The organism is Rhodospirillum rubrum ATCC 11170, from assembly GCF_000013085.1.
GTDB classification, from domain to species: domain Bacteria; phylum Pseudomonadota; class Alphaproteobacteria; order Rhodospirillales; family Rhodospirillaceae; genus Rhodospirillum; species Rhodospirillum rubrum.
Genome location: NC_007643.1, coordinates 4,073,074 through 4,098,561, shown reverse-complemented (window position 1 = coordinate 4,098,561; position 25,488 = coordinate 4,073,074). Strand labels below are relative to the sequence as shown.

General features: G+C 66.7%; 19 protein-coding genes. 5 read left to right on the top strand and 14 right to left on the bottom strand.

Features of this window, described 5'->3' with window-relative positions:
* Positions 1 to 23: 23 nt before the first annotated feature.
* From RRU_RS18380 to RRU_RS18370, 3 genes are all read right to left on the bottom strand, one after another.
* Positions 24 to 776: a Bax inhibitor-1/YccA family protein gene (locus tag RRU_RS18380; protein ID WP_011391305.1), complete on the bottom strand. Its 753-nt coding sequence runs from the start codon at positions 774 to 776 to the stop codon at positions 24 to 26.
* A 225-nt stretch (positions 777 to 1,001) separates the two neighbouring features.
* Entirely contained in the window at positions 1,002 to 1,907 is a 906-nt protein-coding gene (locus tag RRU_RS18375) for a DUF1848 domain-containing protein (protein WP_011391304.1), read from the bottom strand.
* A 60-nt stretch (positions 1,908 to 1,967) separates the two neighbouring features.
* The gene (locus tag RRU_RS18370; RefSeq protein ID WP_011391303.1) at positions 1,968 to 2,219 is read right to left on the bottom strand and encodes a DUF1178 family protein; all 252 of its coding nucleotides are present in this window, start codon (positions 2,217 to 2,219) and stop codon (positions 1,968 to 1,970) included.
* 347 nt (positions 2,220 to 2,566) lie between these two features.
* Here RRU_RS18370 and dnaK point away from each other — a divergent pair, with 347 nt between their 5' ends.
* The 4 genes from dnaK to RRU_RS18350 all read left to right on the top strand — a co-directional run bounded on the left by dnaK (position 2,567) and on the right by RRU_RS18350 (position 6,373).
* Positions 2,567 to 4,486: a molecular chaperone DnaK gene (dnaK, locus tag RRU_RS18365; RefSeq protein WP_011391302.1), complete on the top strand. Its 1,920-nt coding sequence runs from the start codon at positions 2,567 to 2,569 to the stop codon at positions 4,484 to 4,486.
* 147 nt (positions 4,487 to 4,633) lie between these two features.
* Entirely contained in the window at positions 4,634 to 5,770 is a 1,137-nt protein-coding gene (gene dnaJ, locus RRU_RS18360; protein ID WP_014626618.1) for a molecular chaperone DnaJ, read from the top strand.
* A gap of 217 nt (positions 5,771 to 5,987) precedes the next feature.
* Positions 5,988 to 6,236, top strand: a complete 249-nt coding sequence (locus RRU_RS18355; protein ID WP_014626617.1) for a type II toxin-antitoxin system CcdA family antitoxin — start codon at positions 5,988 to 5,990, stop codon at positions 6,234 to 6,236.
* Positions 6,236 to 6,373: a CcdB family protein gene (locus RRU_RS18350; protein ID WP_011391299.1), complete on the top strand. Its 138-nt coding sequence runs from the start codon at positions 6,236 to 6,238 to the stop codon at positions 6,371 to 6,373. Before RRU_RS18355 ends, RRU_RS18350 begins: the two co-directional genes overlap by 1 nt.
* A 43-nt stretch (positions 6,374 to 6,416) precedes the next feature.
* Here RRU_RS18350 and RRU_RS18345 read toward each other — a convergent pair whose 3' ends face one another.
* The 10 genes from RRU_RS18345 to RRU_RS18300 all read right to left on the bottom strand — a co-directional run bounded on the left by RRU_RS18345 (position 6,417) and on the right by RRU_RS18300 (position 21,656).
* Positions 6,417 to 7,319: an aldo/keto reductase gene (locus tag RRU_RS18345; RefSeq protein ID WP_011391298.1), complete on the bottom strand. Its 903-nt coding sequence runs from the start codon at positions 7,317 to 7,319 to the stop codon at positions 6,417 to 6,419.
* A 64-nt stretch (positions 7,320 to 7,383) separates the two neighbouring features.
* Positions 7,384 to 8,925, bottom strand: a complete 1,542-nt coding sequence (locus RRU_RS18340; protein ID WP_011391297.1) for a cobyric acid synthase — start codon at positions 8,923 to 8,925, stop codon at positions 7,384 to 7,386.
* A 12-nt stretch (positions 8,926 to 8,937) separates the two neighbouring features.
* A complete protein-coding gene (locus RRU_RS18335; RefSeq protein ID WP_011391296.1) occupies positions 8,938 to 10,488 on the bottom strand; it encodes a cobyric acid synthase in 1,551 nt (516 codons plus the stop codon).
* A gap of 170 nt (positions 10,489 to 10,658) precedes the next feature.
* Positions 10,659 to 12,266 (bottom strand): magnesium-protoporphyrin IX monomethyl ester anaerobic oxidative cyclase, encoded by a 1,608-nt coding sequence (gene bchE / locus RRU_RS18330; protein WP_011391295.1) that lies wholly within the window; start codon positions 12,264 to 12,266, stop codon positions 10,659 to 10,661.
* 218 nt (positions 12,267 to 12,484) lie between these two features.
* Positions 12,485 to 12,832 carry a cysteine-rich small domain-containing protein gene (locus RRU_RS18325; RefSeq protein WP_011391294.1) on the bottom strand — a complete coding sequence of 116 codons (348 nt, stop codon included), beginning with the start codon at positions 12,830 to 12,832 and terminating at the stop codon, positions 12,485 to 12,487.
* A gap of 87 nt (positions 12,833 to 12,919) precedes the next feature.
* Positions 12,920 to 15,106 (bottom strand): anthranilate synthase component I, encoded by a 2,187-nt coding sequence (locus RRU_RS18320; RefSeq protein ID WP_011391293.1) that lies wholly within the window; start codon positions 15,104 to 15,106, stop codon positions 12,920 to 12,922.
* A gap of 277 nt (positions 15,107 to 15,383) precedes the next feature.
* Positions 15,384 to 17,024, bottom strand: a complete 1,641-nt coding sequence (locus RRU_RS18315) for a Na+/H+ antiporter (protein WP_011391292.1) — start codon at positions 17,022 to 17,024, stop codon at positions 15,384 to 15,386.
* Positions 17,025 to 17,075: 51 nt separating this feature from the next.
* Positions 17,076 to 17,807: a phosphate signaling complex protein PhoU gene (gene phoU, locus RRU_RS18310; protein WP_014626616.1), complete on the bottom strand. Its 732-nt coding sequence runs from the start codon at positions 17,805 to 17,807 to the stop codon at positions 17,076 to 17,078.
* Positions 17,808 to 17,890: 83 nt separating this feature from the next.
* On the bottom strand, positions 17,891 to 19,327 hold the full coding sequence (locus RRU_RS18305; protein WP_011391290.1) for an ATP-binding protein: 1,437 nt from the start codon (positions 19,325 to 19,327) through the stop codon (positions 17,891 to 17,893).
* Between the two features lie 67 nt (positions 19,328 to 19,394).
* Entirely contained in the window at positions 19,395 to 21,656 is a 2,262-nt protein-coding gene (locus RRU_RS18300; RefSeq protein WP_011391289.1) for an NADP-dependent malic enzyme, read from the bottom strand.
* A gap of 359 nt (positions 21,657 to 22,015) precedes the next feature.
* Between RRU_RS18300 and mutS the strand changes: the two genes are divergently transcribed.
* Positions 22,016 to 24,805, top strand: coding sequence for a DNA mismatch repair protein MutS (mutS, locus tag RRU_RS18295; RefSeq protein WP_011391288.1), 2,790 nt, complete (start codon positions 22,016 to 22,018; stop codon positions 24,803 to 24,805).
* Between the two features lie 105 nt (positions 24,806 to 24,910).
* Here the strand turns inward: mutS and RRU_RS18290 are convergent, their stop codons facing one another.
* Positions 24,911 to 25,351, bottom strand: coding sequence for an antitoxin Xre/MbcA/ParS toxin-binding domain-containing protein (locus tag RRU_RS18290; RefSeq protein WP_011391287.1), 441 nt, complete (start codon positions 25,349 to 25,351; stop codon positions 24,911 to 24,913).
* Positions 25,352 to 25,488 lie beyond the last annotated feature (137 nt).

The following is a 25,488-nucleotide window of genomic DNA, read 5'->3' as shown; positions in this document are numbered from 1 at the left end:
TTGAAAGGTGGTCGCCGATCCGACTACTCGCGGTTACCCAGGAAGTAGAGCAGGAACTGCAACAGGTTGATGAAGTTCAGATAGAGGGCGAGAGCGCTGAACACCGCCATCTTGGTTTCGCTGTCGCGGCCAAGACCGTCGTAATAACGCTCCTTGATGGCCTGGGTGTCATAGGCGATCAACCCCGAGAACACCAGAACGCCAACCGCGGAAACCACGAACTGCAGCATGCTGCTGCCCAGGAAGATATTGACCACGGCAGCCAGAAGCATGCCGATCAACCCCATGAACAGGAACTTGCCAAAGCCGGCAAGGTCGCGCTTGGTCGTATAGCCATAAAGGCTGAGCGCGGCGAAGGTACCGGCGGTGATGAAGAACACCCGCACGATGCTTTCGCCGGTGTAAACCAGCAGAAGGGTCGACAGGCTGACGCCCTGCAGGGCGACGAAGGCCCAATAGAACATCTGCGAGGCCGCGGCGCTCATTTTCTGAGCGGCGAACATCGCCAGGAACAGCAGGCCGAGCGGCGCGAAGACCGCGATCATGCCCAGCATGTTCAGGCCCATCAGCTGCCCTTCGGGCGAGACCTGATAAAAGGCGGCGCTGAGCGGCGTGTAGACCACCGACATGGCGATGACGCCCGACAAGGCGAGCCCCGATGCCAGGTAGTTGTACACACGCAGCATGTAAGTACGAAGGCCGGCATCCACCTGGGCGTCCGTCGCGACCCCGGCCTGGCCGCGTGACAGATGCTCACGTCTGACGTCGTAGACCATAATTCCCTCATCCACCGTCTATTTTTCCATCGTCTGCGGTCTTGTCGCGGGTGCCATCGGCGATGGGGCGATGGCGGGCGAACTGTCAGCTTAATATGGCATGCCCCTCAGCGGAATCAATGCGGGTTTGAGCGGTTTTATAACTCGTTTTTGTGTGTTGATGAATGTTTGTGTCTGTTCATGTGGGTTGCCCAAAAAAAACCACAGGTCGGTTTGGCGGGGTTTTCACCTGCCGGGAGGGCGTTTGGGATCATCGAACGGGTCCGGCGGCGGCGAGGGGAAGGGCGCATGGCTGGCGACGGCGCGGCGGGCGCGCTCCTGGCTGCCCACCGCATAGCAATAGACGCAGCCATGGGCGCAACTGTCGTAGCCGCCGATGTCGCGCGACTGAACGCAGCCGCAGCACGCCCGGTGGGGACGCGGCTTGGTGGCGATCGCCCGACCCGCCACCGCCGACAGCCGGGCGCCATCGACACAGGCGGCCTCGGCAAGGCCGGGGCCGAGCAGGGCGGGCTGGGCGCAGAGGCTTGGGCGCAGGCGCAGATCGCGGGCGATGGCGGCCAACTCGGTCAGCAGGGCGCGCTTCTCCTCCTCGGCGGGATCGCGCCAGCTTAGATCGGTCAGCCGGTCCAGGCGGCGGACCGCCTTGCGATAGGGTTGAAGAACCGACATCACCACCTCATCGGCCAAGCCGTCCCTGGCCACGGCTTGGGCGAGGGCGGCGAAGGTGGCGCGGTGGTGAGCGGCTTCAGTCAGGCTGGAAAAGACGATGGGATCATAGCGCCAGACCAGCGCCTTGGCGCCATAGCGCCGGCGGATCTGGGCCATCACCGCCAAAGCCTGGGCCGGCGGCGGCGTCGCCCCGTCAAGAACGGCGGGCAACCCGGTCATCGTGTAGTGGATGACGAAGGGGATGCCGAGCGCGGCCACCCGCTCCAGGGCCGGCAGAAACGGCCGGGCGTTGCGCGTCCAGAAAACGAAGCCGTCGACATCGCCCGGGCGCAGGGAGACCCGGCTCGGCCGCCCGCCATAGGGATTGGGTACAACAACCTCGCCCTCGGCCAGACGGGCGAGGAACCACGGGCCGAAGAAAGCCGGAATATCGCAGCGGTAACTCGCCGATAGGATCATCCCGGCTCTCCCGTCTCGTTCGCCGGGGTGGCGAGGCCCGACGCCGGGCCTATTCCCGGGTTACAGGCCGGCCATCGCCGGGCACAGGCCGCCGCCACAGCCTTCGCCGCTGCAAGGGGCGTGGGCCGGCGGGGCGGCGGTCGCCCGGGAGGCGCCGATGCTGGGCGCCATCAGGCTTTTGACCACATGGGTATCGCCGCAGATCGGGCAGACCAGGGCGCCGGCGGCGGCCTTGGCCTCGTAATCGGCGATGTTGTCGAACCATTGTTCGGCGACATGCTCGTTCGCACATTCCAGGCTATAACGGATCATCGGCGGCGCTCCTTGGGCGATATCGCGTCTGAGGGATCTTATAGCCGGCGCCGGGCAGCGAAAAAAGCCTGCACGGCGGTGGTGCGCTGTGGCTTGGCAGTGCTCGGGTGAGAGTGCTATTCTCCGCCCGCCCCAGACCGGCCCGGTTGTTTCGCCCTGGTGTCAATCCCCGATCGCGCGGCGGGATCGCCCCGTTGCGAGGTTTTCCATCGCCCCTTATATAGGCGGGGCGTGCCCATGAGGGGCGCGAACCGTGAGACTACGGGCCTTCCAATCACCGGTCTCCGGGGATCACCGCGATGCCTCAAGTGGTCGCGGAAGGTCTGCCAAATGGGAGAGTGTGACGAATGAGCAAGGTTATCGGCATCGACCTCGGCACGACGAATTCGTGCGTTGCCGTTATGGACGGCAAGGATGTCCGGGTTATCGAGAACGCGGAAGGGGCGCGTACCACGCCCTCGCAGGTCGCTTTCACTGAATCGGGCGAACGTCTGGTCGGCCAGCCGGCCAAGCGCCAGGCGGTGACCAATCCCGAGAATACCCTGTTTGCGATCAAGCGCCTGATCGGACGGCGCTATAGCGACCCCACGGTCGAGAAGGACAAGGGCCTCGTTCCCTACCGGATCGTCAAGGGCGACAATGGCGACGCCTGGGTTCAGACCCGCGACGAGAAATACGCCCCGAGCCAGCTTTCCGCCTTCATCTTGCAAAAGATGAAAGAGACCGCCGAAGCCCATCTGGGCGAGCCGGTGACCCAGGCGGTGATCACCGTTCCGGCCTATTTCAACGATTCCCAGCGTCAGGCGACCAAGGACGCCGGCAAGATCGCCGGTCTTGAGGTGCTGCGCATCATCAACGAGCCGACGGCCGCCGCCCTGGCCTATGGCATGGACAAGAAGAACACCGGAACCATCGCCGTCTTCGACCTTGGCGGCGGTACCTTCGACGTGTCCGTGCTGGAAATCGGCGATGGCGTCTTCGAAGTGAAGTCGACCAACGGCGATACCTTCCTGGGCGGCGAGGACTTCGACGCCCGGATCATCGACTATCTGGCGAGCGAGTTCAAAAAAGAGCAGGGCATCGACTTGCGGACCGATCGTCTGGCCCTTCAGCGTTTGAAGGAAGCCGCCGAAAAGGCCAAGATCGAGCTGTCGAGCTCGATGCAGACCGAGGTCAATCTGCCCTTCATCACCGCCGATCAGGCCGGTCCGAAGCATCTGAACATCAAGCTGACCCGGGCCAAGCTCGAGGCGCTGGTCGATGATCTGGTCCAGCGCACGGTCGAGCCGTGCCGCAAGGCCCTGGCCGACGCTGGCATTAAGGCCAGCGAGATCGACGAGGTGATCCTGGTCGGCGGCATGACCCGCATGCCCAAGGTCCAGCAGGTGGTCAAGGACTTCTTCGGCCGCGAGCCCCACAAGGGCGTCAACCCCGATGAAGTCGTGGCCATGGGCGCGGCCATTCAGGGCGGCGTGCTCAAGGGCGACGTCAAGGACGTGCTGCTGCTCGACGTGACCCCGTTGTCGCTGGGCATCGAGACCCTGGGCGGCGTGTTCACCCGGCTGATCGACCGCAACACCACCATCCCGACCCGCAAGTCCCAGACCTTCTCGACGGCCGAGGATAGTCAGACGGCCGTGACCATCCGGGTCTTCCAGGGCGAGCGCGAGATGGCCGCCGACAACAAGATGCTGGGCCAGTTCGATCTGGTGGGGCTGCCCTCGGCGCCGCGCGGCGTGCCGCAGATCGAGGTGACCTTCGACATCGACGCCAACGGCATCGTCAATGTCAGCGCCAAGGACAAGGCGACGGGCAAGGAGCAGGCGATCCGCATCCAGGCTTCGGGCGGGCTGTCGGACAACGACATCGAGCGCATGGTCAAGGAAGCCGAACTGAACGCCGAGGCCGACCGCAAGCGCAAGGAGGCGGTGGAAGCCCGCAACCACGCCGATGGTCTGATCCATGCCACCGAGAAGAACCTCAAGGAATACGGTGACAAGATTCCGGCCGAGGACAAGGCGAAGGTCGAAGGCGATCTGACGGCTCTCAAGGCCGTTCTCGACTCCGAGGACGCCGAATCGATCAAGGCCAAGACCGATGCCTTGATGCAGTCGGCGATGAAGCTGGGCGAAGCCGCCTATAGCGCCGGCCAGTCGGCCGAGGGCGCCCCCCATGCCGCCGGCGCCGAGGCTTCGGCCCAGAGCCGCACCGACGATGGGGTGGTCGACGCCGACTTCGAGGAAGTCGACGAGAAAAAAGGCCACTAAGGGGATATCAGGCGGGGACCGGAGCTTTCCTCCGGTCCCCGTTTCTCCGCCTTTCTTTGATGCCGTCGGACCCCCCGCCGACTTTTCGTTTTTTCCTTATGATCGTCCCGACGGCCGATGCCGGTAGCGGAGTCCAGTGCGCCAGCCATGACCAAACGCGATTTCTATGAGGTCCTCGGCGTGTCTAAGGGCGCGTCGAACGACGAGATCAAAAAGTCCTACCGCACGCTCGCCATGCGGTATCACCCGGACCGCAATCCCAATGACGCGGAAGCCGAAGCCAATTTCCGCGAAGTCAACACCGCCTATGAGGTTCTGAAGGACGAGCAGAAGCGCGCCGCCTATGACCGCTTCGGTCATGCCGCCTTCGAGCAGGCCGGGGCCGGTCGTGGCGCCGGCGACTTCGGCTTTGGCGCCGGATTCGCCGATATCTTCGACGAGATGTTCGGCGAGTTCATGGGCGGCGGCCGACGCGGCGGCTCGACCGCCATGCGCGGCGCCGATCTGCGCTATAATATGGAGATCTCCCTCGAGGAGGCCTTCGCCGGCAAGAAGACCACCGTCCACGTTCCCACCAGCGTGTCGTGCGAGTCCTGCCGGGGCTCGGGCTCCAAGGGCGGCGCGGCGCCTGATGGCTGTCCGACCTGTCATGGCAGCGGCCGGGTTCGCGCCCAGCAGGGCTTCTTCACTATCGAACGCACCTGTCCGACCTGCCACGGCCAGGGCAAGGTCATCCGTGACCCCTGCCCCGACTGCGCCGGTTCGGGCCGTCAGCGCCGGGAAAAGACCCTTGAGGTCACCATCCCCGCCGGCGTCGAGGAAGGAACCCGCATCCGACTGGCCGGCGAGGGTGAGGCCGGATTGCGTGGCGCCCCTTCGGGCGATCTCTATATTTTCCTGACCATCGCCCCCCATCGCATCTTCCTGCGCGATGGCGCGAATATCGCCTGCAAGGTGCCTATTCCGATGACCACCGCCGCCCTGGGCGGCACCATCGAGGTGCCGACGATCGACGGCGGCCGGGCGGCGGTGACCATTCCCCAGGGCACCCAGACCGGCAATCAGTTCCGTCTGCGGTCCAAGGGCATGAGCGTACTGCGCAGCGCCTCGCGCGGCGACATGTTCGTTCATGCGGTGGTGGAAACCCCGGTCAATCTGACCAAGCGTCAGGAGGAGTTGCTGCGCGAATTCGAGGAGGCCGGCGACAAGGACACCGCCCACAGCCCCGAATCGTCGAGCTTCTTCAAGAAGGTCAAGGAATTCTGGGAAGACATCGCCGGCTGATCCCCGGCCTTTTTGATAAAACCAACCGGCTCTCGCCCGCCCAGGCGAGGGCCGGTCGCGTTTCGATCAGGCGGTCTGGGCGATCTTGGCCAGAGAAAGGGCCGAAAATAGTCCGCCGCTTGATTTGCGCATAACCCATAGGCATTCTTATGGATAAGGCTTGGCTTATGGGCACGGTCTGGAGTCCGTTCGCCGCTCTTGTCAAAGGAAGATGCCCATGGGACATCGCCCGTCCATCATCGGCGGACCGCGTCGGGCCACCAATGTTTCGATCAGCGCCCCGATCCTGGCTGAAGCGCGCGCGCTTGAGGTGAATATCTCGCGGGCGGCCGAGAAAGTGCTTGTTTTGGCGATCGCCGAGCGTCGCGCGGACCTCTGGCTGGCGGAAAACCGGACGGCCCTGGCCAGTTCCAATGCTTTCGTCGAAGAGCATGGTTTGCCTTTGGCCAAATATCAGCGGTTCTGATGGCCCGCTTCGATGTTTACGCCAATCCCGATGGTATGGGCGGCCTTCTCAATATCCAGGCCGATCTGCTGCGTCATCTCAACACGCGGGTCGTCGTTCCTCTGCTGCCCCTGGCCTGGATCAAACCTTTGCGTTAAAGGGGGCGTGCAAGCGGGCCCCCTTTAACACGATTGGCGTTGATCAGGCGGTCTGGGCGATCTTGCGGGCGTAATCGCGGGCCAGTTGGTCGAAGGCGGAGAAATCGTCGTCGGTGAGCACGATGGCGGCGGCGGCGATGTTTTCTTGCAGATGGGCGCGCTTCGAGGTGCCGGGGATCGGCAGGATTACCGGGCTGCGCTTGAGCAACCAGGCGAGCGCGATCTGGCCGGGGGTGATGCTCCAGCGCTTGGCCAGCACGGCCAGCTCCGATCCGGCGTCGAACAGCCCGCCCGCCCCCAGCGGCGACCACGGAATGAAGCCGATGCCCTTGGCCTCGCAATACTCCAGAACCGGCTCGCTGGCGCGATCAAGCATGTTGTAGCGGTTCTGCACGGTGGCCACCGGGAAGTAATCCGAAGCCTCTTCGATGTCGGCGATGGTGACTTCGCTCAATCCGGCATGGGCGATGATGCCGTCGTCGATCAGGGATTTGATGGCGTCGAACTGCTCATCGCGCGGCACCTTGGGATCGATACGGTGCAACTGCCACAGGCCGATCTTTTCGACCTTCAGGGTGCGCCGGCTGACCTGGGCCTGCTGGCGCAGGTATTCGGGGCGGCCAAGCGGGATCCAGACATCGGGAGCCGGGCGCACCAGCCCGCCCTTGGTGGCGATGACGAGGTCGGCATTGGCGCCCTCATAGGGGTACAGCGCCTCGGCGATCATCGCCTCGGAAATGCCCGGGCCATAGGAATCGGCGGTGTCGATCAAGGTGACGCCCACCTCGGGCAGCATCTTCAAGGTCTTCAGGGCTTCGACCGGCTGGGGGCCGGCGCCCCAGACGCCGGGGCCGGTGACCCGCATCGCGCCGAAGCCAAGGCGATTGACCGGCAGGTCGCCGCCGATCAGGAAGGAGCCCGACTGGCTCGCGTTGGGAAATATCATTGCGCAGGGATCCTTTGCTGAGACGGGGCACGTCGAAGAGAGGGGGGAGAAACCTGTGCGTGGTTCATCGGCGGGCCAGCTCCCACAGGCGATCAAGGTCGAGAGCGGCCTCGCAGTGGTCGGCCAGGGCGTCGAGCGCCCCTTCGATGCGGTCTTCAAACAGCAGCGACGAGGGGGGGGCGCCGACCTGACCCAGCCAATGGGCGCGAAAGCCGTCGGCGGCGAAAATCCCGTGGACATAGGCGCCCATCACCCGCCCATCGGCCGAACACGCCCCCTGGGGGCGCGGGGCGCCGTGATCGTCGAAGACCAGCCAGGGGCGGGCGAGACCGGGGCCCCGGGTGGTGCCCATGTGCATCTCGTAGCCGGTCAGGGCGCAGCCGCTCCGGCGCTCGGTCACCGCCAGATCGACCAGCCGCTTTTCGCCGCCGATCACCGTTTCGATATCGAGCAGGCCCAGCCCGGCGCTCTCGCCGGCCGGTCCTTCGATGCCTTGGGGATCACGCACCACCTGGCCCAGCATCTGGAAGCCGGCGCACAGCCCGACGACCCGGCCGCCCTGGCGGACATGGGCCAGGATGTCGATATCCCAGCCCTCGGCTCGCAGCATCGCCAGATCGGCGCGCGTCGCCTTCGAGCCGGGAAGCACGATGACATCGGCGTCGCGCGGGATCGGCTGACCGGGCGCTACCCAGATCACCCGCACCCCGGGTTCGGCGGCCAACGGATCAAGGTCGTCGAAATTGGCGATGCGCGACAGCCGGGGAACGGCGAGCGTCAGCGCTCCGGCGCCGGCGGCGCGGGGGCGCGCCAGGGCCAGCGAATCCTCGGCCGGCAGGCGGCCGGCGGCGTCGAACCAGCCGACCAGCCCCAGATTGGCCCAGCCCGAGCGCGCGGTGATCTCCTCGGCCGCCGGATCGAAAACCCGGGGATCGCCACGGAATTTATTGACGATATAGCCGATCACCCGCTGGCGTTCGCTGGGGTCGAGCAGGCCGTGCATGCCCAGCAGCGCCGCCATCACCCCGCCGCGCGACTCGTCGGCGATGATGCAGACGGCCAAATCGGCGGCCTCGGCCAGCGCCATATTGGTGATGTCCTGGGCGCGCAGATAGCGTTCGGCGCCGCAGCCCGCCCCTTCGACCACCAGCAGATCGGCTTCGGCGCCCAGGCGCTCAAGGCTGTCGAGAACGGCGGGCATCAGTTTGGGCTTTAGCCGCTGATAGGCGCTGGCCGACCAGCGCCCGAGCACCTGACCGCGCAGCACCACCTGACAATCGATGTCGCTTTCGGGCTTGAGCAGCACCGGGTTCATGTGAACCGAGCAGGGCGCCTTGCAGGCGCGGGCCTGCAGGGCCTGGGCCCGGCCGATTTCGCCGCGCTGGCCCGGATGCTCGCCATCAAGGGTCACGGCGGCGTTGTTGCTCATGTTCTGCGCCTTGAACGGGCGCACCACCAGACCGCGCCGCGTATAGGCCCGGCACAGCCCGGCGACCAGCAGCGACTTGCCGACATCGGAGGCCGTGCCCTGCAGCATCAGGCCGCGCGCCCGGAGGGGGTGGGGGTTTTTCAGCCGCTGAAAGGCGATCGTCGGATCATCGGTCATCGCCCCCTCCGCTCAGCGGGCGAAGGCAAGCAGGGCGTCGAGGTCGAGATTGGCCTCCAGATGGTCGGCCAAAGCCTCGAGCGCGGTTTCGGTGCGCGCCTCGAAATCCAGCCCCGAAGCCGCCGCGCCCAGGCCGGTCAGCCAGTGGCTCCGGAAGTCGTCGCCGCCGAACAGGCCGTGGATATAGGCGCCGCTGACCAGACCATCGGCCGAAACCGCGCCTTCGCGGCGCGCCGGCCCGCCCGCGCCGTCGTCGAGCAGGAACCACGGGCGCTCAAGCCCGGGGCCGGTGGTGCGGCCCATGTGCATTTCATAGCCGCGGATCGGCTGGCCGCTGCGTTGGTCGGTCACGGCGATATCGACAAGGCGCTTTTCGCCGCCGATCACCGTTTCGATATCGAGCAGGCCCAGCCCGGCCGTCTCGCCCGGCGGCCCTTCGATGCCTTCGGGATCGCGCACCACCTTGCCCAGCATCTGGAAGCCGGCGCACAGCCCGACCACCCGGCCGCCCCGGCGGACATGGGCCAGGATGTCGATATCCCAGCCCTCGCGGCGCAGCACGTCAAGATCGGCCCGCGTCACCTTCGAGCCGGGCAGGATGACCACATCGGTTTCCGCCGGAATCGGATGGCCGGGGCGGATCCAGCGCACCTCGACGCCCGGCTCGGCGGCCAACGGATCGATATCGTCGAAATTGGCCACCCGCGACAACTGGGGCACCGCCACCCGCAGGCCCTTGCCCGACCCCTCGGCCGGGCGTTCCAGGGCCAGGGCGTCTTCGGCGGGCAGGCGGTCGGCGCTTTCAAACCAGCGCACCACGCCCAGCCACGGCCAGCCGGTGCGCTCGGTCATCACCGCGCAGGCCGGTTCGAACAGCGACAGATCGCCGCGAAATTTGTTGATGATATAACCGACCACCCGCGCCCGCTCGTCCTCGGTCAGCAGGGCGTGGGTGCCGACGATGGCGGCCAGCGCCCCGCCGCGATCGATGTCGCCGACCACCACCACCGGCAGATCGGCGTTCTCGGCCAGCTTCATATTGGTGATGTCCGAGGCCCGCAGATAGACCTCGGCATTGCTGCCCGCCCCCTCGACGATCACCAGATCGGCCAGGGCGGCGGTGCGGTTGAAGCTGTCCATCACCGCCGGCATCAACTGCGGCTTCATCAGGTGGTATTGGCGTGCCGGACAATTGCCAAGAACCCGGCCGCGCAGCACGACCTGGGCGCCGATCAGCGTCTGCGGCTTGAGCAGCACCGGGTTCATATGGATCGACGGCGCCACCTTGCAGGCGCGGGCCTGCAGGGCCTGGGCCCGGCCGATCTCGCCTTTGGTGGTCGAGTCGTCATCGCCATCGGCGGCGACGGCGGCGTTGTTGCTCATGTTCTGCGCCTTGAACGGGCGCACGGACAGCCCTCGGCGCGTATAGGCCCGGCACAGGCCGGCAACCAGCAACGATTTGCCGACATCGGAACTGGTGCCCTGGATCATCAGGGCCTTGGCCCGGCGTGGAGCTTTGGGCGACAGGGCGGGAAAATCGATCGGCGCGGTGGGATCGGTCACGGCGGGGCCCTTGATACGGCTTGGCGGATTGGGGGGGTGGAAAAGAGCGATCTTCCCCGAGGTCTCTCCAGCCCGTCAAGGCGGTCCGCCCGCCCCGGAAAAAGCGATCATGCAAATTCCCGCCCCCCCGGCCCGCTTTTTTGGCGAGGCCGGGGGGGCGGGGACCGTCCTTAGATCTTCACCTTGACCGGCGGCGGGGTCAGGCTTTCGGCAAGCTGCTCGTCGCCGCCACCACAGGCCTTCATCGCCGCGGCCGGACGCTTGTGCTTGGGCGCGTTCTTCCAGTTGTCTTCCTGGGGTTTGACCAGGGTGCGCGAGTGGTCGAAGTGGAAATCGACCTTCTTCTTGGACTGCGGACCCCAATAGCCGGCCCGGCCCAGGTCATAGAATTTGCGCTGGAAGGCGCTGAGCAAGAACGCCTTCAGGCAGCCCAGCAGATAGCGCCGGCGCACCCGGTTGAGCACCCAGGGATAGCCCAGGAACGACTTGCGCATATAGAAGCGGCGATAGTTGTGCATCACCCGGTCAAGCAGCTCGGCGCGATCCATCGCGTTGGGCTTCATGATCGGGGTGACGAAGTTGTACTTCTCAAAGTCGAAAATCTCGACCTTGTCGCCCAGTTCATGGAACAGATCGGAGAAGGGCCAGGGCGTGAACATGGACCAGTTGGCCATGTCCGGGTTCCAGTCCATGCACATCTTGTAGGTTTCTTCGAGGGTCTCGGCGGTCTCGTTTTCCAGACCGACGATGAACTGCGCCTCGGTGACGATGCCGTGCTTGCGCAACAGCTCGATCGCCCTCTTGTTCTGGGCGACCGTGGTTTCCTTGTGGAAGATGTCGAGGTTGAGCTGGGCCGCGGCCTCGGTGCCGAGCGAGATATGGATCAGGCCGGCCTTGCGGTAGAGCGGCAGCAGATCCTCGTCGCGCATGATGTCGGTGACGCGGGTGTTGATGCCCCACATCACGCCCAGATCGCGGCGGATCAGCTCCTCGCAGAACTCGACGAACTTGTTGCGGTTGATCGTCGGTTCCTCGTCGGCGAGGATGAAGAAGCCGACTCCGTGCTGACGCACCAGGATCTCGATCTCGTCGACCACCTTCTTGGGGTCGCGCACCCGGTAATCGCGCCAGAACTTCCATTGCGAACAGAAGCTGCAGGTGAAGGGACAGCCGCGCGCCATATTGGGGGTGGCGACGGGCACGCCGAGCGGAATGTAGATGTACTTCTTCCATTCCAGCACGCCCCAATCGGGAATGATGGAATCGACGTCGCGGATCGGCGGCTCGGCCGGGGTGGCGACGACCTTGGTGTCTTCCAGATAGGCGATGCCCTTGATCGAGGCGCGATCGGCGGGCCAGCGGCCCTCGTCGATGGCGCGGATCAGGTTGAGCGTCACCGCCTCGCCCTCGCCGCGAACCACGGTGTCGATCCACGGCGCTTCGACCAGAACCTGCTGGAACATGAAGGTGGCGTGGATGCCGCCTAGGATGGTGACGGCGTTGGGGCATTCCTCGCGGGCGATTTCCAGCACCCGCTCGGCCTTGTAGATCGCCGGGGTGACCGCCGTGGTGCCGATGACATCGGGCTGTTCGGCGGCGAAGATGGCGCGCAGCTCTTCTTCCGTCATATCGTCGGTCATGGCGTCGACGAAGCGGATGTCGGAATAGCCGCCGGCCTTCAGGTAACCGGCCAGATAGGCGACCCATGCCGGGGACCACTTGCCCGCGACTTCGGCGCCGCCGGAATGATAGTTGGGATGGACGAAGAGAATACGCATAGAGGGCTCCCGCGCAACGGATCTCCCGCCGCGTTCCCGGCGAGGAAAGGGGGCGGGGCAAGCGTTTTTCGTGTCTCCACGGTCGGGCGATTTTGCGCGGGAGTTTCGAGTACTGTCAACCCTGCAAGAGACTCAACTGTCAACATTTCGTGACAGAGGCCTTCGGGGCTAAGAAACCACCGGTTGATATCCCGCCCCGCGAGGCACCTCTCTGGCGTTTACTCCTCGTCCCCATCGCCCGGCGCGCGGCCCGGCCGGCGGGTTGGCGGGGTGGTTTGCGCCGCGCCCGACCAGATCACCGGACGCTCCAGCCATTTCTGGATGAAGTTCCACGAGGCTAGATAGCCGTCATGGGGCAGGGTGCAGTTTGTACAGTCCTTGCGGGTCAGGCCGTTCTTGTCCGTATAGACCTGATAGGGTCCCGGGCATTCATAGGCGATCAGCGGACAGTAGCAAAACAGGCAGTTGAACTCGCGCTTCACCCCCTTGTGACAGGGCAGGAAGGGACAGGCGGTATTGGTAAATCCCTTGAACGCGTCGTTGGTCGTGGTGTCTTTGGGTTCCATGACGTCTCCAGGACGGGCGGGGCGGGCCCGTTGTACCCCCCGCCCCCTCCTCCATGTAAGGGTGCACAAGCGTCCGGGCAAACACTCTTAGGCGGCGTGGCGCGTTCGCGGGACGCTTAGGGTTTCCAGAAGATTGGCGATCAATCGGGGTCCGGCGCCGCCGTCCAGGGTCATCAGGCTTTCGGGGTGGAATTGCACGGCGCTGAAGGGCAGCAGGCGGTGGCGCAGCGCCATGATCACCCCGTCGTCGCTTTCGGCCAGGATCTCCAGGCTGTCGGGCAGGCTGGCGCGCTCGGCGTGCAGGCTGTGGTAGCGGCCCACTCTCATGGTCGTGGGCAGGCCGGCGAACAGCGGGTCCCCGGGGGCGACCAGCCGCAGCGTCGAGGCCATGCCATGGGCGGGAACCGCCAGCCGGGCAAGGCGGCCCCCGGCCTGTTCGACGATGCCCTGCAGCCCCAGGCAGACGCCGAAGACCGGCAAGCCGCGCGCCACCGCCCAGTCCAGGCTGGCCCCCAGGGCGAAGCGCGACGGCGTGCCCGGTCCCGGCGACAGCACCAGCAGATCGGCCTCGACGCCGGCGCGCACCGCCGCCGGCACGTCCCAGCGCAGCACGGTGGTCTCGGCCCCGGCATTGCGCAGATAAGACGCCAGGGTATGGACGAAGCTGTCCTCGTGGTCGATGACCAGCACGCGCGGCGCCCGGCCGCGCAACGGAAGATGCGGGGCATTCGGCTTGGCCGGGGTGGTGGCATCGAGCAGGGCGAGCAGGGCCGAGGCCTTGAGCAGGGTTTCGGCCTCCTCCTCCTCGGGATCGGAACGGTGGAGCAGCGTCGCCCCCACCCGCACCTCGGCGACGCCGTGACGCAGGCGGATGGTGCGCAGCACCAGTCCGGTGTCGAGGGTACCGTCGAAGCCCAGGCGGCCGATGGCGCCGCCATACCAGGCGCGCGGCGCCCGCTCCACGGCTTCGACGGCGGCCATGGCGGCGCGCTTGGGCGCTCCGGTCACCGTCACCGCCCAGCAGTGGCTGAGAAAGGCGTCAAGGGCGTCAAGCTCGGGGCGCAGCCGGCCCTCCACATGGTCGACCGTGTGGATCAGCCGGGAATATAGCTCGATCTGGCGGCGACCGATGACGGTAACGCTGCCGGCCACGCAGACCCGCGCCTTGTCGTTGCGGTCGACATCGGTGCACATGGTCAATTCGGCCTCGTCCTTGGTCGAATTGAGCAGGGTGCGGATGGCCTCGGCATCGCCCAGGGCGTCGGGCCCCCGGGCGATGGTGCCCGAGATCGGGCAGGTTTCCACCCGCCGCGCCCCCGGCGCTCCACCGACGCGCACGAACATTTCGGGCGAGGCGCCGATCAGATGTTCGCCCGCCCCCAGATTGGCCAGGAACAGATAGGGCGCCGGATTGGCCGCGCGCAGCCGCCGGTACAAACGGCTCGGCGCCTCGGCGCAAGGCCGGCGCAGGGCGCGCGAGGGCACCGCCTCGAACAGATCCCCGGCGGCGAAGGCCTCCTTCAGCCCACGGACGATCGCCCCGTAAGCGCCCGGGGGCATATCATCCTCGATCGGCACGCCGCCGGCGGGGTGGTCGGCGGTGTAAGCGGCGGTTTCCCGCGCCAAGCCGGCGGTGCTTGCCCCATCGGCCGCGGTGATGTCGTAAAGGCGTTCGGCAAGGCCGCCGGCTTCGGGATCGTCGATCAGCAGACGGTCGGGCAGGTAAAGCACCAGATCGCGGTGATCGGCCGATCGCGGCCGGGCATGGGGCAGGCGCTCGAAAGCCAAGCCCAGGTCATAGCCAAAGGCGCCGACAAGCCCGAAAAACGGGTCGTTTTCGGCGGCGAACAGCCCGGCGAGGGCGCGCACCACCGACATCAGCGAGGGTTGGCGCGAGCGCTCCTCCTCGGGGAACCAGGGCGCCATGGCCTTGACACGCAAGACCAGCCGGTCGGCCTCGCGGCGCAGGCCCTCCAGCCCGGCCGCCCCCTCCAAGCCAACGGCCAGGGCCGGCAGCAGGGCCCGCCCCCGGCGATTGAGCGCCAGCAGATGGGCCTCGCGCCCCTTGCCCTCCAGCACCAGCGGCGGATCGCAAAACCCCAGGGCGTGGCGGCGATAGCGGCCGGGATACTCATAGGTCGAGGCGATCACCATGCCGCGATGGCGATCGAGTCGGTCGATCAGCGCCTCGAAGGCGCCATCCGCCCCGGCAAGCGGGCGTAGGCAACTGCTGATGGTAAAACCGCCGGCGGTGGTGAAGGTCGATGTTTGCATGGGTCCTCTCCGTTGGATCAACGGCGGACTCTGGCGAGGAGACGGAGGGGGGGCGACCGGTGGGGATCAGGGGAAAGGGCGCGACACCGGGGCTTCGGGGCTCCGCCTTTCGCGAGAGCCCTTGCCGGTCTGCCTGTCCTCAAAGCGTGATTGGATCAGGCGCGCGCCAACAGGTCACCCGCGAAAGGCGGGGACCACCACCAACGGCCGATCAGGGCGGCGAGAGGGGGGCGCGTGCTGTCCATGGCCTAACCATGGCGCCGCGCCGGGCGTGTCGTCAACCCTTGGGTTCGGCCGAATAGCGGGTTTCCAGCAAGTCGAGTTCGCGGATCAGCTTGCGCGCCCTTTCGCTGCCCAGCTGGTATTTGCGCACCCGGCGAAAGATCTCGCTCCGTTCGGCGCGCAGGGCGGCCAGCCGCATTTCGCGTTCGATCCAGTCGACGCGGCGCACCAGCACGGCGGCCTCGCCCTCTTGCGAGCGGCTGCGGACGCGTTCGCGGTAGACATCCATCAGGCTGGCGCCGACGGTCACGAACAGATCGGCGTCCTTGGCTCCCTCGGCCATGCTGTGCTGAACGCGCTCGATCTCGGCGATGGCGACTTCGGCGGCGGCGATGCGGGCGGCCGCCTCCTGATCGTCGGCCGTCGAATCCTGGGACATCTCCAAGCCGTTGAGCAGCAGCGGCAAAAAGACGGTGGCGACGACCATGGTCACGATGATCACCCCCATGGCCAGGAAGATCGCCAGATCGCGGGCGGGAAAGGCCGTGCCGTCGGTCATCGTCAGTGGCAGGGTCAGCACGCCGGCCAGGGTGATGGCGCCGCGCACCCCTGAAAGCGACATGGCGGTGATCAGCCGCCAATGACGGGGGGGGCGTTTCTGGCCGGTGCGGAGCAACGACACCTGCAGCGACGCCCAGACCCACAAAAACCGCAAGGCGGCCAGCCCCAGGCAGATCGCGACCACATAGATCCCCAGCCACCACGGCTCGTGATGGCCGGTTACCCGCACGGTTTCGGCCGCGCTTTCGAGAATCGCCGGCAGTTGTTCGCCGAGGATGACGAAAATCACCCCGTTGGCGGCGAACTGGATGGTATCCCACACCGTATTGCGGCGAATGCGCGTGGCCGCCTGGGCCTGACCCGAGGATTCCTCGATGCTCATGGTCACACCGGCGGCGACGGCGGCGAGAATGCCCGAACAGTCGAGATGCTCGGCGACCAGATAGGACCCGAAGGGGATCAGCAGGCTGATCAGGGTCTGGGTGGCGCTGCTTTCGCCGATGCGGCGCGCCAGCATGTTTTTCGACCGCGTCACCGCCCAGGTCAGGGAAATTCCCACGGCGATGCCGGCCAGGGCCACCCACAGGAACTCCAGCGCCGCGTCCGTCAACGAAAAGCCGCCGGTCAGCGCCGCGGCCACGGCGAAGCGCAGGCAGACCAGACCCGAGGCGTCGTTGAGCAGGGATTCCCCTTCTAGGATGTTCATCATCCGCTTGGGGATCGGCGCGTGCTTGGCGATCGCCGAAACCGCGATCGGATCGGTGGGCGACACCACGGCGGCCAGGGCGAAGGCGACGGCCAGCGGCATGGCCGGGATCATCCAGTGGATGAACAGCCCGGCGCCCAGAACGGTGAGGAAAACCAGACCGAAGGCCAGTTCCAAAATGACGAAGCGGTCCTTGAAAACCTCTTCGCGGGCGATATGCCAGCCGTCAAGAAACAGCAAGGGCGGCAGGAACAGCAGAAAGAAGATATCGGGCTCAAGGACGACCCGCAGATCGGCGAACAGGCCGATCACCCCGCCCAGGGCGATCTGATAAAGCGGGCGGGGCACCGGTATGGGCAGCGTGCGGGCCAGCAGATCGCTGACCACCACGCAAAACAGCAAGAACAGAACGACCGTGATGGTTTCCAAGGTCTCGGTTATCCGTTCTTAGGCTCTCCGGAGCGACCGGGGTGGGCCCGATCAGTGGGGAAGGCCGGGGGAGGCTTCGGTGGTCTGGGTGGTGGTGTCGCTTTTGGGACGCTCGCCGGCCAGGATTCGCCCGGTCGAGCGATAATAGGCGGCTTCGGCGACATTGGTCGCCTGATCGCCCACCCGTTCCAGGTTCTTGGAGACGAACATCAACTGCGAACAGGCCGAAATGCTGCGCGGATCTTCCAGCATATAGGTCAGCAATTCGCGAAACAGGCTTGAATGCAGCTCGTCGACCTCGGCGTCGCGGTCGCGGACCTGGCAGGCGAGGTCGGCGTCGCGGGTCTGGAAGGCCTTGAGGGCGTCGTCGAGCATGGCGATCACCAGATCGCCCATCCGCGACACCGGGCCGCGCACCGGAATCGGCGCCGCGTCCTGCAGGGTCAGCCCCCGCTTGGCGGCATTGGCGGCGTAATCGCCGACCCGTTCAAGCATCCCCGAAACCTTGAGGCCGGTGATCACCGTGCGCAGGTCGTCGGCGACCGGCTGACGCAGGGCGAGCAGGCGGACCACCTGTTCGTTGACCTGGTGCTCCAGACCGTTCATCTCGTCCTCGCGGACGAAAATGCGCGCCGCGACATCGGGGTGGCGGCCGAGAATCACTTCGATGGCATCGCGGGTCTGGGCGATCGCCAGACCGCCCATCTGCTGAATACGGCCATCGAGCTTGCGCAATTCCTCGTCATAGGAACTGACGATATGGGTATCGGGGGTCGGGGTCATGGGGGCTGATCCGGGGCAGTGACAACGGGTCTTTCTCATAGCATCGAACGGCGGGCGACGCAAAAGACGCCAGCCTCGCCCCCTTAAGCCGAAGGGGCCGCCCGCCGCGGCGGGCGCGGGCCATGCAGGGGTAGGAAGACGCTGACCGTGGTGCCAAGGCCGGGGTCGCTTTCAATGGTCATCGCCCCCCGGTGGCGGACGACGACATGTTTGACGATGGCCAGCCCCAAACCGGTGCCGCCGAGCGCGCGCGAGCGCGCCTTGTCGACCCGGTAGAAGCGTTCGGTCAGCCGGGGCAGATGGGCCTTGGCGATGCCCTCGCCATGGTCGATGACGCTGACGCGCAGGCACGGGGCGCGCAAGCCGGCGGGCATCGCCGGCGGTCCGCGCTCGACCACCGCCAGCCGCACCTCGACCGGGGTGCCCGGCCGGCCGTATTTGATGGCGTTGTCGAGCAGGTTCTGGAAAATCTGCGACAGCTGGTCGGCGTCGCCGATCGCCGGCGGCAGGTCGGGCGGCGCTTCGACCGACAGCGTCATGGTTTTCTCGCGGGCCTTGATCTCCAGGAAACGGGTGACGCTGGCGATCAGCCCGGGCAGGACCACCGCCTCGTCGGGGGGGGTATGCTCCTCCATTTCGATCCGCGACAGCGACAGCAGGTCCTCGATCAGCCGCTGCATGCGCCGGCCCTGTTCAAGCATGATTGCCAGGAAGCGCTCGCGGGCTTCGGGATCGTTCTTGGCGCTGGTCGACAGGGTTTCGGTGAAGCCGATCAGGCTTGAGAGCGGCGTGCGCAATTCGTGGCTGGCGTTGGCGACGAAATCGGCGCGCATCTGTTCGAGCCGACGCAGGGCGGTGATGTCGTGCAGGCCCAGCAGGGCGACCGAACCGTCGATGCTGGGCGAGGGCAAGGGCGTGGCCCGCACCTCGAACTCGCGCTCGACCGCCCCGGGCATCACCCAGATGGTCTGGCGCGGCGCCGTGCCGCCGGCCAGCACCCGTTCGACCGAATCCAGAACGCCGGGATCGCGCAGCAAGGTGATGATCTCCTGCCCCGCCGGGTCACGGCCAAACAGGCTGCGCGCCGCCTCGTTGGCCCGGGTGACCACCGCTTCCTTGGCGATCATCAACAAGGGATCGGGCAGGGTGTTGAGCACCTGTTCATCCGAGCGCAACTGGTCGCGCAAGGCTTGGGTGCGCCGGCGCCAGCCGCGATCGAGATGCTGGGCGGCGCCCAGCAGGCCCTGGGCGATCTCCAGGCGCGGCGTCGGCGCGGCACCCTCGCCCGCCTCCGAGCGGCCGCCCAGGCCGCGGATATGGCGCGAGACCACCATGAACTCGCGCAGGATTGAGCGCAGCAGCAAGGCGGTGAGGGTCCAGATCAGAACGCCCGCCACCAGGGCGACGCCGACGCTGAGCCGCCCCCAAAGCGTCAGCCCGAGAAGCACCGCCGTGGCCGGAACGCAGACCAGCATCGCCGCCCCGATCAATCGGCCGAGCGAGGGGGTCAGGCGGTCCATGGCGGTGTCCTTTCGTCTGGGAAGGCCCGCCCCCGGGGCGGGTATCCCCCGGGGGTGGGCCCGCCGCTTAACGCCCGGCCTCGGCGGCGGCGAGGGTGGCCATGTGAACGATGTCCGATACGGTGGCGTCCATCGGCACGATCTGGCAAGGCCGCGACAGCCCCATCAGCACCGGTCCGATGGTGGTCGCCCCGCCCATCTTCTGCATCAGCTTGGAACTGATATTGGCCGAATGCAGCCCCGGCATGATCAGCACATTGGCCGGCGCCGACAGCCGGCAGAAGGGATAGAGCTTGAGCAGATCGGGATCGAGCGCGACATGGACGCCGATCTCGCCGTCGAATTCGAATTCGACCTTGCGGTCCTCGAGCAGGGCGACGGCCTGACGCGGGCGGTCGGGGGTGCGGCCGAGCGGCGCGCCGAAGGTCGAATAGGACAGCAGGGCGACGCGCGGCTCGTGACCCATGCGCCGGGCCAGGGCGGCGGTTTGGATGGCGATATCGGCCAGTTCCTGGGCCGAGGGCGCCTCGTGGACATTGGTATCGGCGATGAACACGGTGCGGCCGCGCGCGATCAGCAAGGTGACCGAGAACACCAACTCGCCCGGGGTCTGATCGATGACCTTGGTGATGTCGGACAGGCAGCTGTGGAAGTGGCGGATGGTGCCCGTCACCATGGCGTCGGCGTCTTGAAGCATCACCATCGACGCGGCGAAGACATTGCGGTCGCTGTTCACCAGCCGCTGGACATCGCGATAAAGGTAGCCATGGCGCTGCAGGCGGCCGTACAGGTAATCGGTGTAAGGCTTGGTCTGGGTCGAGAGCTTGGCGTTCTGGATCTCCATGCCCTCCAGGCCGCCCAGCCCCATCGCGGCCATGGTGGCGGCGATCTTCTCGGCCCGGCCGATCAGGATCGGCGTGCCATAGCCGGCATTGCGGTAAGACAGGGCGGCGCGGATCATCTTTTCCTCTTCGCCCTCGGCGAAGGCCACCCGTTTGGGATTGTTGATGACCTGGGCCGACAGCGCCTGCAGGCTGGCCGCCGTCGGATCGAGGCGGGCCGACAGCTCGCGCCGGTAGCCGATGATGTCGATGATCGGCTTGCGGGCGACGCCCGAGCGCATCGCCGCCTCGGCCACCGCCGGGGAGATGGCGGCGATCAGCCGGGGATCGAAGGGCACGGGGATGATATAGTCGCGGCCATAGCGCAGGCGCCGGCCCGAATAGGCGGCGGCCACCTCGTCGGGCACGTCCTCGCGGGCCAGGGCGGCGATGGCGCGGGCGGCGGCGATCTTCATCTCGTCGTTGATGGTGCGGGCCCGCACGTCAAGCGCGCCGCGGAAGATATAGGGGAAGCCGAGAACATTGTTGATCTGGTTGGGATAATCCGACCGGCCGGTGGCGATGATGGCGTCGTCGCGCACCGAAAGCACGTCTTCGGGGGTGATTTCCGGGTCGGGGTTGGCCATGGCGAAGATGATCGGCTGGGGCGCCATCGTCGCCACCATCTCGGCCGTGACCGCGCCCTTGACCGACAGGCCCAAGAACACGTCGGCGCCGCGCATGGCGTCTTGCAGGCTGCGGGCTTCGGTATCGATGGCGTGGGCGGATTTCCACTGGTTGAGATCGCTGCGCCCGCGATGGACGACGCCCTTGGAATCGCACAGCGTGACATTGGCCGAGCGCATGCCCATCGCCTTGACCAGCTCGACGCAGGCGATGGCGGCGGCGCCGGCGCCATTGACCACCATCTTGGCGTCGCCGATATCGCGGCCCGACAGGTCAAGGGCGTTGATCAGCCCGGCGGCGGCGATGATCGCCGTGCCATGCTGGTCGTCATGGAAGACGGGGATGTCCATCAGGGCGCGCAGGCGCTGCTCGATGATGAAGCATTCGGGGGCCTTGATGTCTTCCAGGTTGATGCCGCCGAAGGTCGGCCCCAGGTAGCGCACGCAATTGACGAATTCATCGACGTCGCGGGTATCGACTTCAAGATCAATGCCGTCGACATCGGCGAACTTCTTGAACAGAACCGCCTTGCCCTCCATCACCGGCTTGCTGGCCAGGGCGCCCAGATCGCCCAGCCCGAGCACGGCGGTGCCATTGGAGATGACGGCGACCATATTGCCCTTGGCGGTATAATCATAAGCGGTGGTGGGATCGCGCTGGATGGCGAGGCAGGGCGCGGCCACCCCCGGCGAATAGGCCAACGACAGATCGCGCTGGGTGGTCAGCGGCTTGGTGGCGGCGATCTCGATCTTGCCCGGACGGCCGGTGATGTGGAACAGAAGGGCCTCACGATCGAGATTGCGGTTGGTTTCGTCGGCCATGGTGGACGGTTTCCCCGATTGTTATCGACGGACGGTCCGTTGCGGAGCGCCCTGATGGCGGCAATGATATGGAACCTGGTACCGGGCGGCCGGCCGGCTCCGGTGGAATGAGGCTGGCGAAAGGAAGGCCGTTTCAACCGTCGACCCGGGGGTGATTTCCCCCTCGGCGGATCTCGATGCCATGCGCCAGAAGGGCCATACTGCCCCACCCGGTTGCGGCTGCCTAGATTAAACGATGTTAAATGACAGTCATTTAACGCGGAATGTCTGATTTGGATTCAACACGATGACGCGCCGGAACCCCGGATGGCCGGCCTGCGGTTTTCCCCCCGCCCCCCTGGACCGCGCCGGGGCGGATCGTGTTATTTTTCGCTGATCGAAGCCCCTTCGTCCGTCCTCTGTCAGGATATGCGCCTGTGACGCCCGCCGCTCCCCGTTCCACCGGTTCCGCCGCCGCCCCGCCGCCCTCCCCCGCCGTCCTTGATGACCGGAGCGGAACGGAGGGCGATGTCACGCCGATGATGGCCCAGTATCTGGCCGTCAAGGCCGCCCACCCCGATTGCTTGCTATTCTATCGCATGGGCGACTTCTACGAGATGTTTTTCGAGGACGCGGTCAAGGCCGCCGAGACGCTGGATATCGCCCTGACCAAGCGCGGCCGGCACGCCGGGGCGGATATTCCCATGTGCGGCGTGCCCATCCACTCCCACGAGGGCTATCTGTCGCGGCTGATCCGCGCCGGCATCAAGGTGGCGATCTGCGAGCAGATGGAAGATCCCGCCGAGGCCCGGCGCCAGCGCGGCTATAAGGCGGTGGTGCGCCGCGACGTGATCCGCGTGGTGACCGCCGGCACCCTGACCGAAGACGAACTGCTTGATGCCCGCGCCCATAATTATCTGGCCGCCGTCGTCCGTTTGCGCGACGCGGTCGGCATGGCCTGGGTCGATGTCTCGACCGGCGATCTGGTGGCCCAGCCGCTGGCCGAGGCCGATATCGGACCGGCCCTGGCCCGCCTCGCCCCGGGCGAGGTGCTGATGCCCGAAAAGCTGGCGGGCGATCCGGCGCTGCGCGAGATCCTGGCGCCCTTGGCCGGGCGGATCAGCCCGCTGCCGGCCAGCCGCTTCGATAGCGAAAACGCCCGCAAGCGGGTGGAGGGCCTGTTCGGGGTCAAGGCGCTCGATGGCTTCGGTGGCTTCGGCCGGGCCGAGGTGGCGGCGATCGGCGCCTTGATCGATTACGTCGAACTGACCCAGGTCGGCCGCCTGCCCCGGCTGTCGCCGCCGCGCCGGCTGTCGCTTGGCGCCATCCTTGAAATCGACGGGGCGACCCGGCGCAATCTGGAACTGACCGAAACCCTGGGCGGCGGCCGCAAGGGCAGTCTGCTCGCCCGCATCGATTGCACGGTGACCGGGGCCGGGGCGCGGCTGCTGGCCGAGCGCTTGGCCGCGCCGCTGACCGATCCCGCGCAGATCGGCGCCCGCCTTGATGGCGTCGGCTTCCTGGTCAGCGCCGAGCGGGTGCGCGGCGATCTGCGCGACACCTTGCGCGGTTGTCCCGATATCGCGCGCGCCCTGTCGCGGCTGTCGTTGGGGCGCGGCGGTCCGCGCGATCTCGCCGCCATCGGCGAGGCGCTGTCGCGCATTCCGGCGCTGCGCGTGCTGGTGGTCGGCGCCGGCCTGGGCGAGCCGCCGACCGAACTGACCGCCGCCTTGATCGATCTGGGCAGCCACGAGGGGCTGGTCGATCTGCTGGGCCGGGCCCTTGATGCCGACCTGCCGCTGCTGGCGCGCGATGGCGGTTTCATCCGCCCGGGCTATGACGCCGGGCTTGATGAACTGCGGGCGCTGCGCGACGAGGGCCGGCGGCTGATCGCCGGTCTGCAGGCGCGCTATGCCAGCGAAACCGCCATCCCGGCGCTGAAGATCAAGCATAACAACGTGCTGGGCTATTTCATCGAGGTCGCCGCCGGTCGCGCCGACAAGCTGATGGCCGCCGGCGGCCCCTTCCTCCACCGCCAGACCCTGGCCTCGCAGGTGCGCTTCACCACGGTGGAATTGTCCGAACTGGAAGACAAGATCCGCGGCGCCGCCGATAAGGCCCTGGCCCTGGAACAGGCGCTGTTCGCCACGTTGTGCGCCGAGGTTCTGGGCTGCGCCGCCGACATCGCCCGCGCCGCCAACGGGCTGGCCTGCCTGGATGTCGCCGCCGCCCTGGCCGATCTGGCGGCGCGCGAGCGCTATGCCCGGCCGGTGGTCGATAACTCCACCGCCTTTCGCATCCACAAGGGCCGCCATCCGGTGGTCGAGGCGGCTTTGGCCGATCAGGCCGGCCCGGCCTTCGTCGCCAATGATTGCGACCTCGCCCCCGACCAGCGGCTGTGGCTGCTGACCGGCCCCAATATGGCCGGTAAATCCACCTTCCTGCGCCAGAACGCCCTGATCGCCGTGCTGGCGCAGATGGGATCTTTCGTGCCCGCCGAATCGGCCGAGATCGGCGTGATCGACCGGTTGTTCTCGCGGGTGGGGGCGGCCGACGATCTGGCGCGCGGGCGCTCGACCTTCATGGTCGAAATGGTGGAGACCGCCGCCATCCTCAATCAGGCCACCGAACGCTCGCTGGTGATCCTTGACGAGATCGGTCGCGGCACCGCCACCTATGACGGGCTGTCGATCGCCTGGGCCACGGTCGAGTCGCTCCACGACGCCACCCGCTGCCGGGCGCTGTTTGCCACCCATTACCACGAACTGACGGCGCTGGCCTCGCGCCTTGACCGGCTGTCGTGCCACACCTTGCGCATCAAGGAGTGGAAGGATCAGGTGGTCTTCCTGCACGAGGTCGGGCCCGGGGCGGCCGACCGCTCCTATGGCATCCATGTCGCCAAGCTGGCCGGGCTGCCCGCCGCGGTGATCGCCCGGGCCGAACAAGTGCTGGCGATCTTGGAAAAGGGCGATGCGTCGAGCGCGGCGACGCGGCTGGCCGATGACCTGCCGTTGTTCGCCGCCGCCCGCCCGCGTGCCGGCCTTCCCACCCCGCCGCCCGGCCCCCACCCCCTGGCCGAGGCCCTCAACGCGATCAACCCCGACGAAATGACCCCGCGCGAGGCCCTTGACGCCCTTTACCGGCTGAAGGCGGTGATGAAGCGGGAGTAGGGAAACGGGATGGGCAAGCCCGTTTTAGAACAGGCGGGCTTCCCACCATACCGGCCGGGTCGCCGATCCGATAGCAGGTCAAGACGCGATCAAGGATCTGCCCGCTCACGCGGCGGTGCCATAGGCGAGCCGGCCAAGGATGTCGCCGACCAATTCGGCCCCCATGGCGCTGGCAAGAACGACGTCGATGGGGGGGCGACCATCAAGAAGCGGATGGGGACGAAAGAAGAAGTCGCGGGCGGCCTTCTCGTCGCCCCAAACCGCCGTGGCGAAAGTCCACACGCGAGCCAGCCGGACCAGACGGTCGCTTTCATCGCCGTGAAGCCGGTCCTGTCCCGGCTTGCGACGACGCGCCAGCCTGGCGCGCGAGACGATACGGTATTTGAAAGTCGCGTCCTCGGGCGCCACGGAGCGGGAGACGCGGTCGAGCGCCGATATGGAAAGGCCCTCTTCGATCAAGGTGATCAGATGGAGCTGCGACAGCGCTCGGCTTTCTCCTTCGCCGAAGCCAAGAACACGACCGACGTCCGAAAGCGATGGGGGCATGGCGGTGTCTCCGGTTCGTAGGGGATCTATCATGGTTCCTTCTGATGTGGGGAGCAAGACGGCTTCCCACCCCAAAACCTTCGTCCGCACCCGCCCCTAAACCAAGCCAACCGCCCGATCCCTGTGGAACCTTGGGG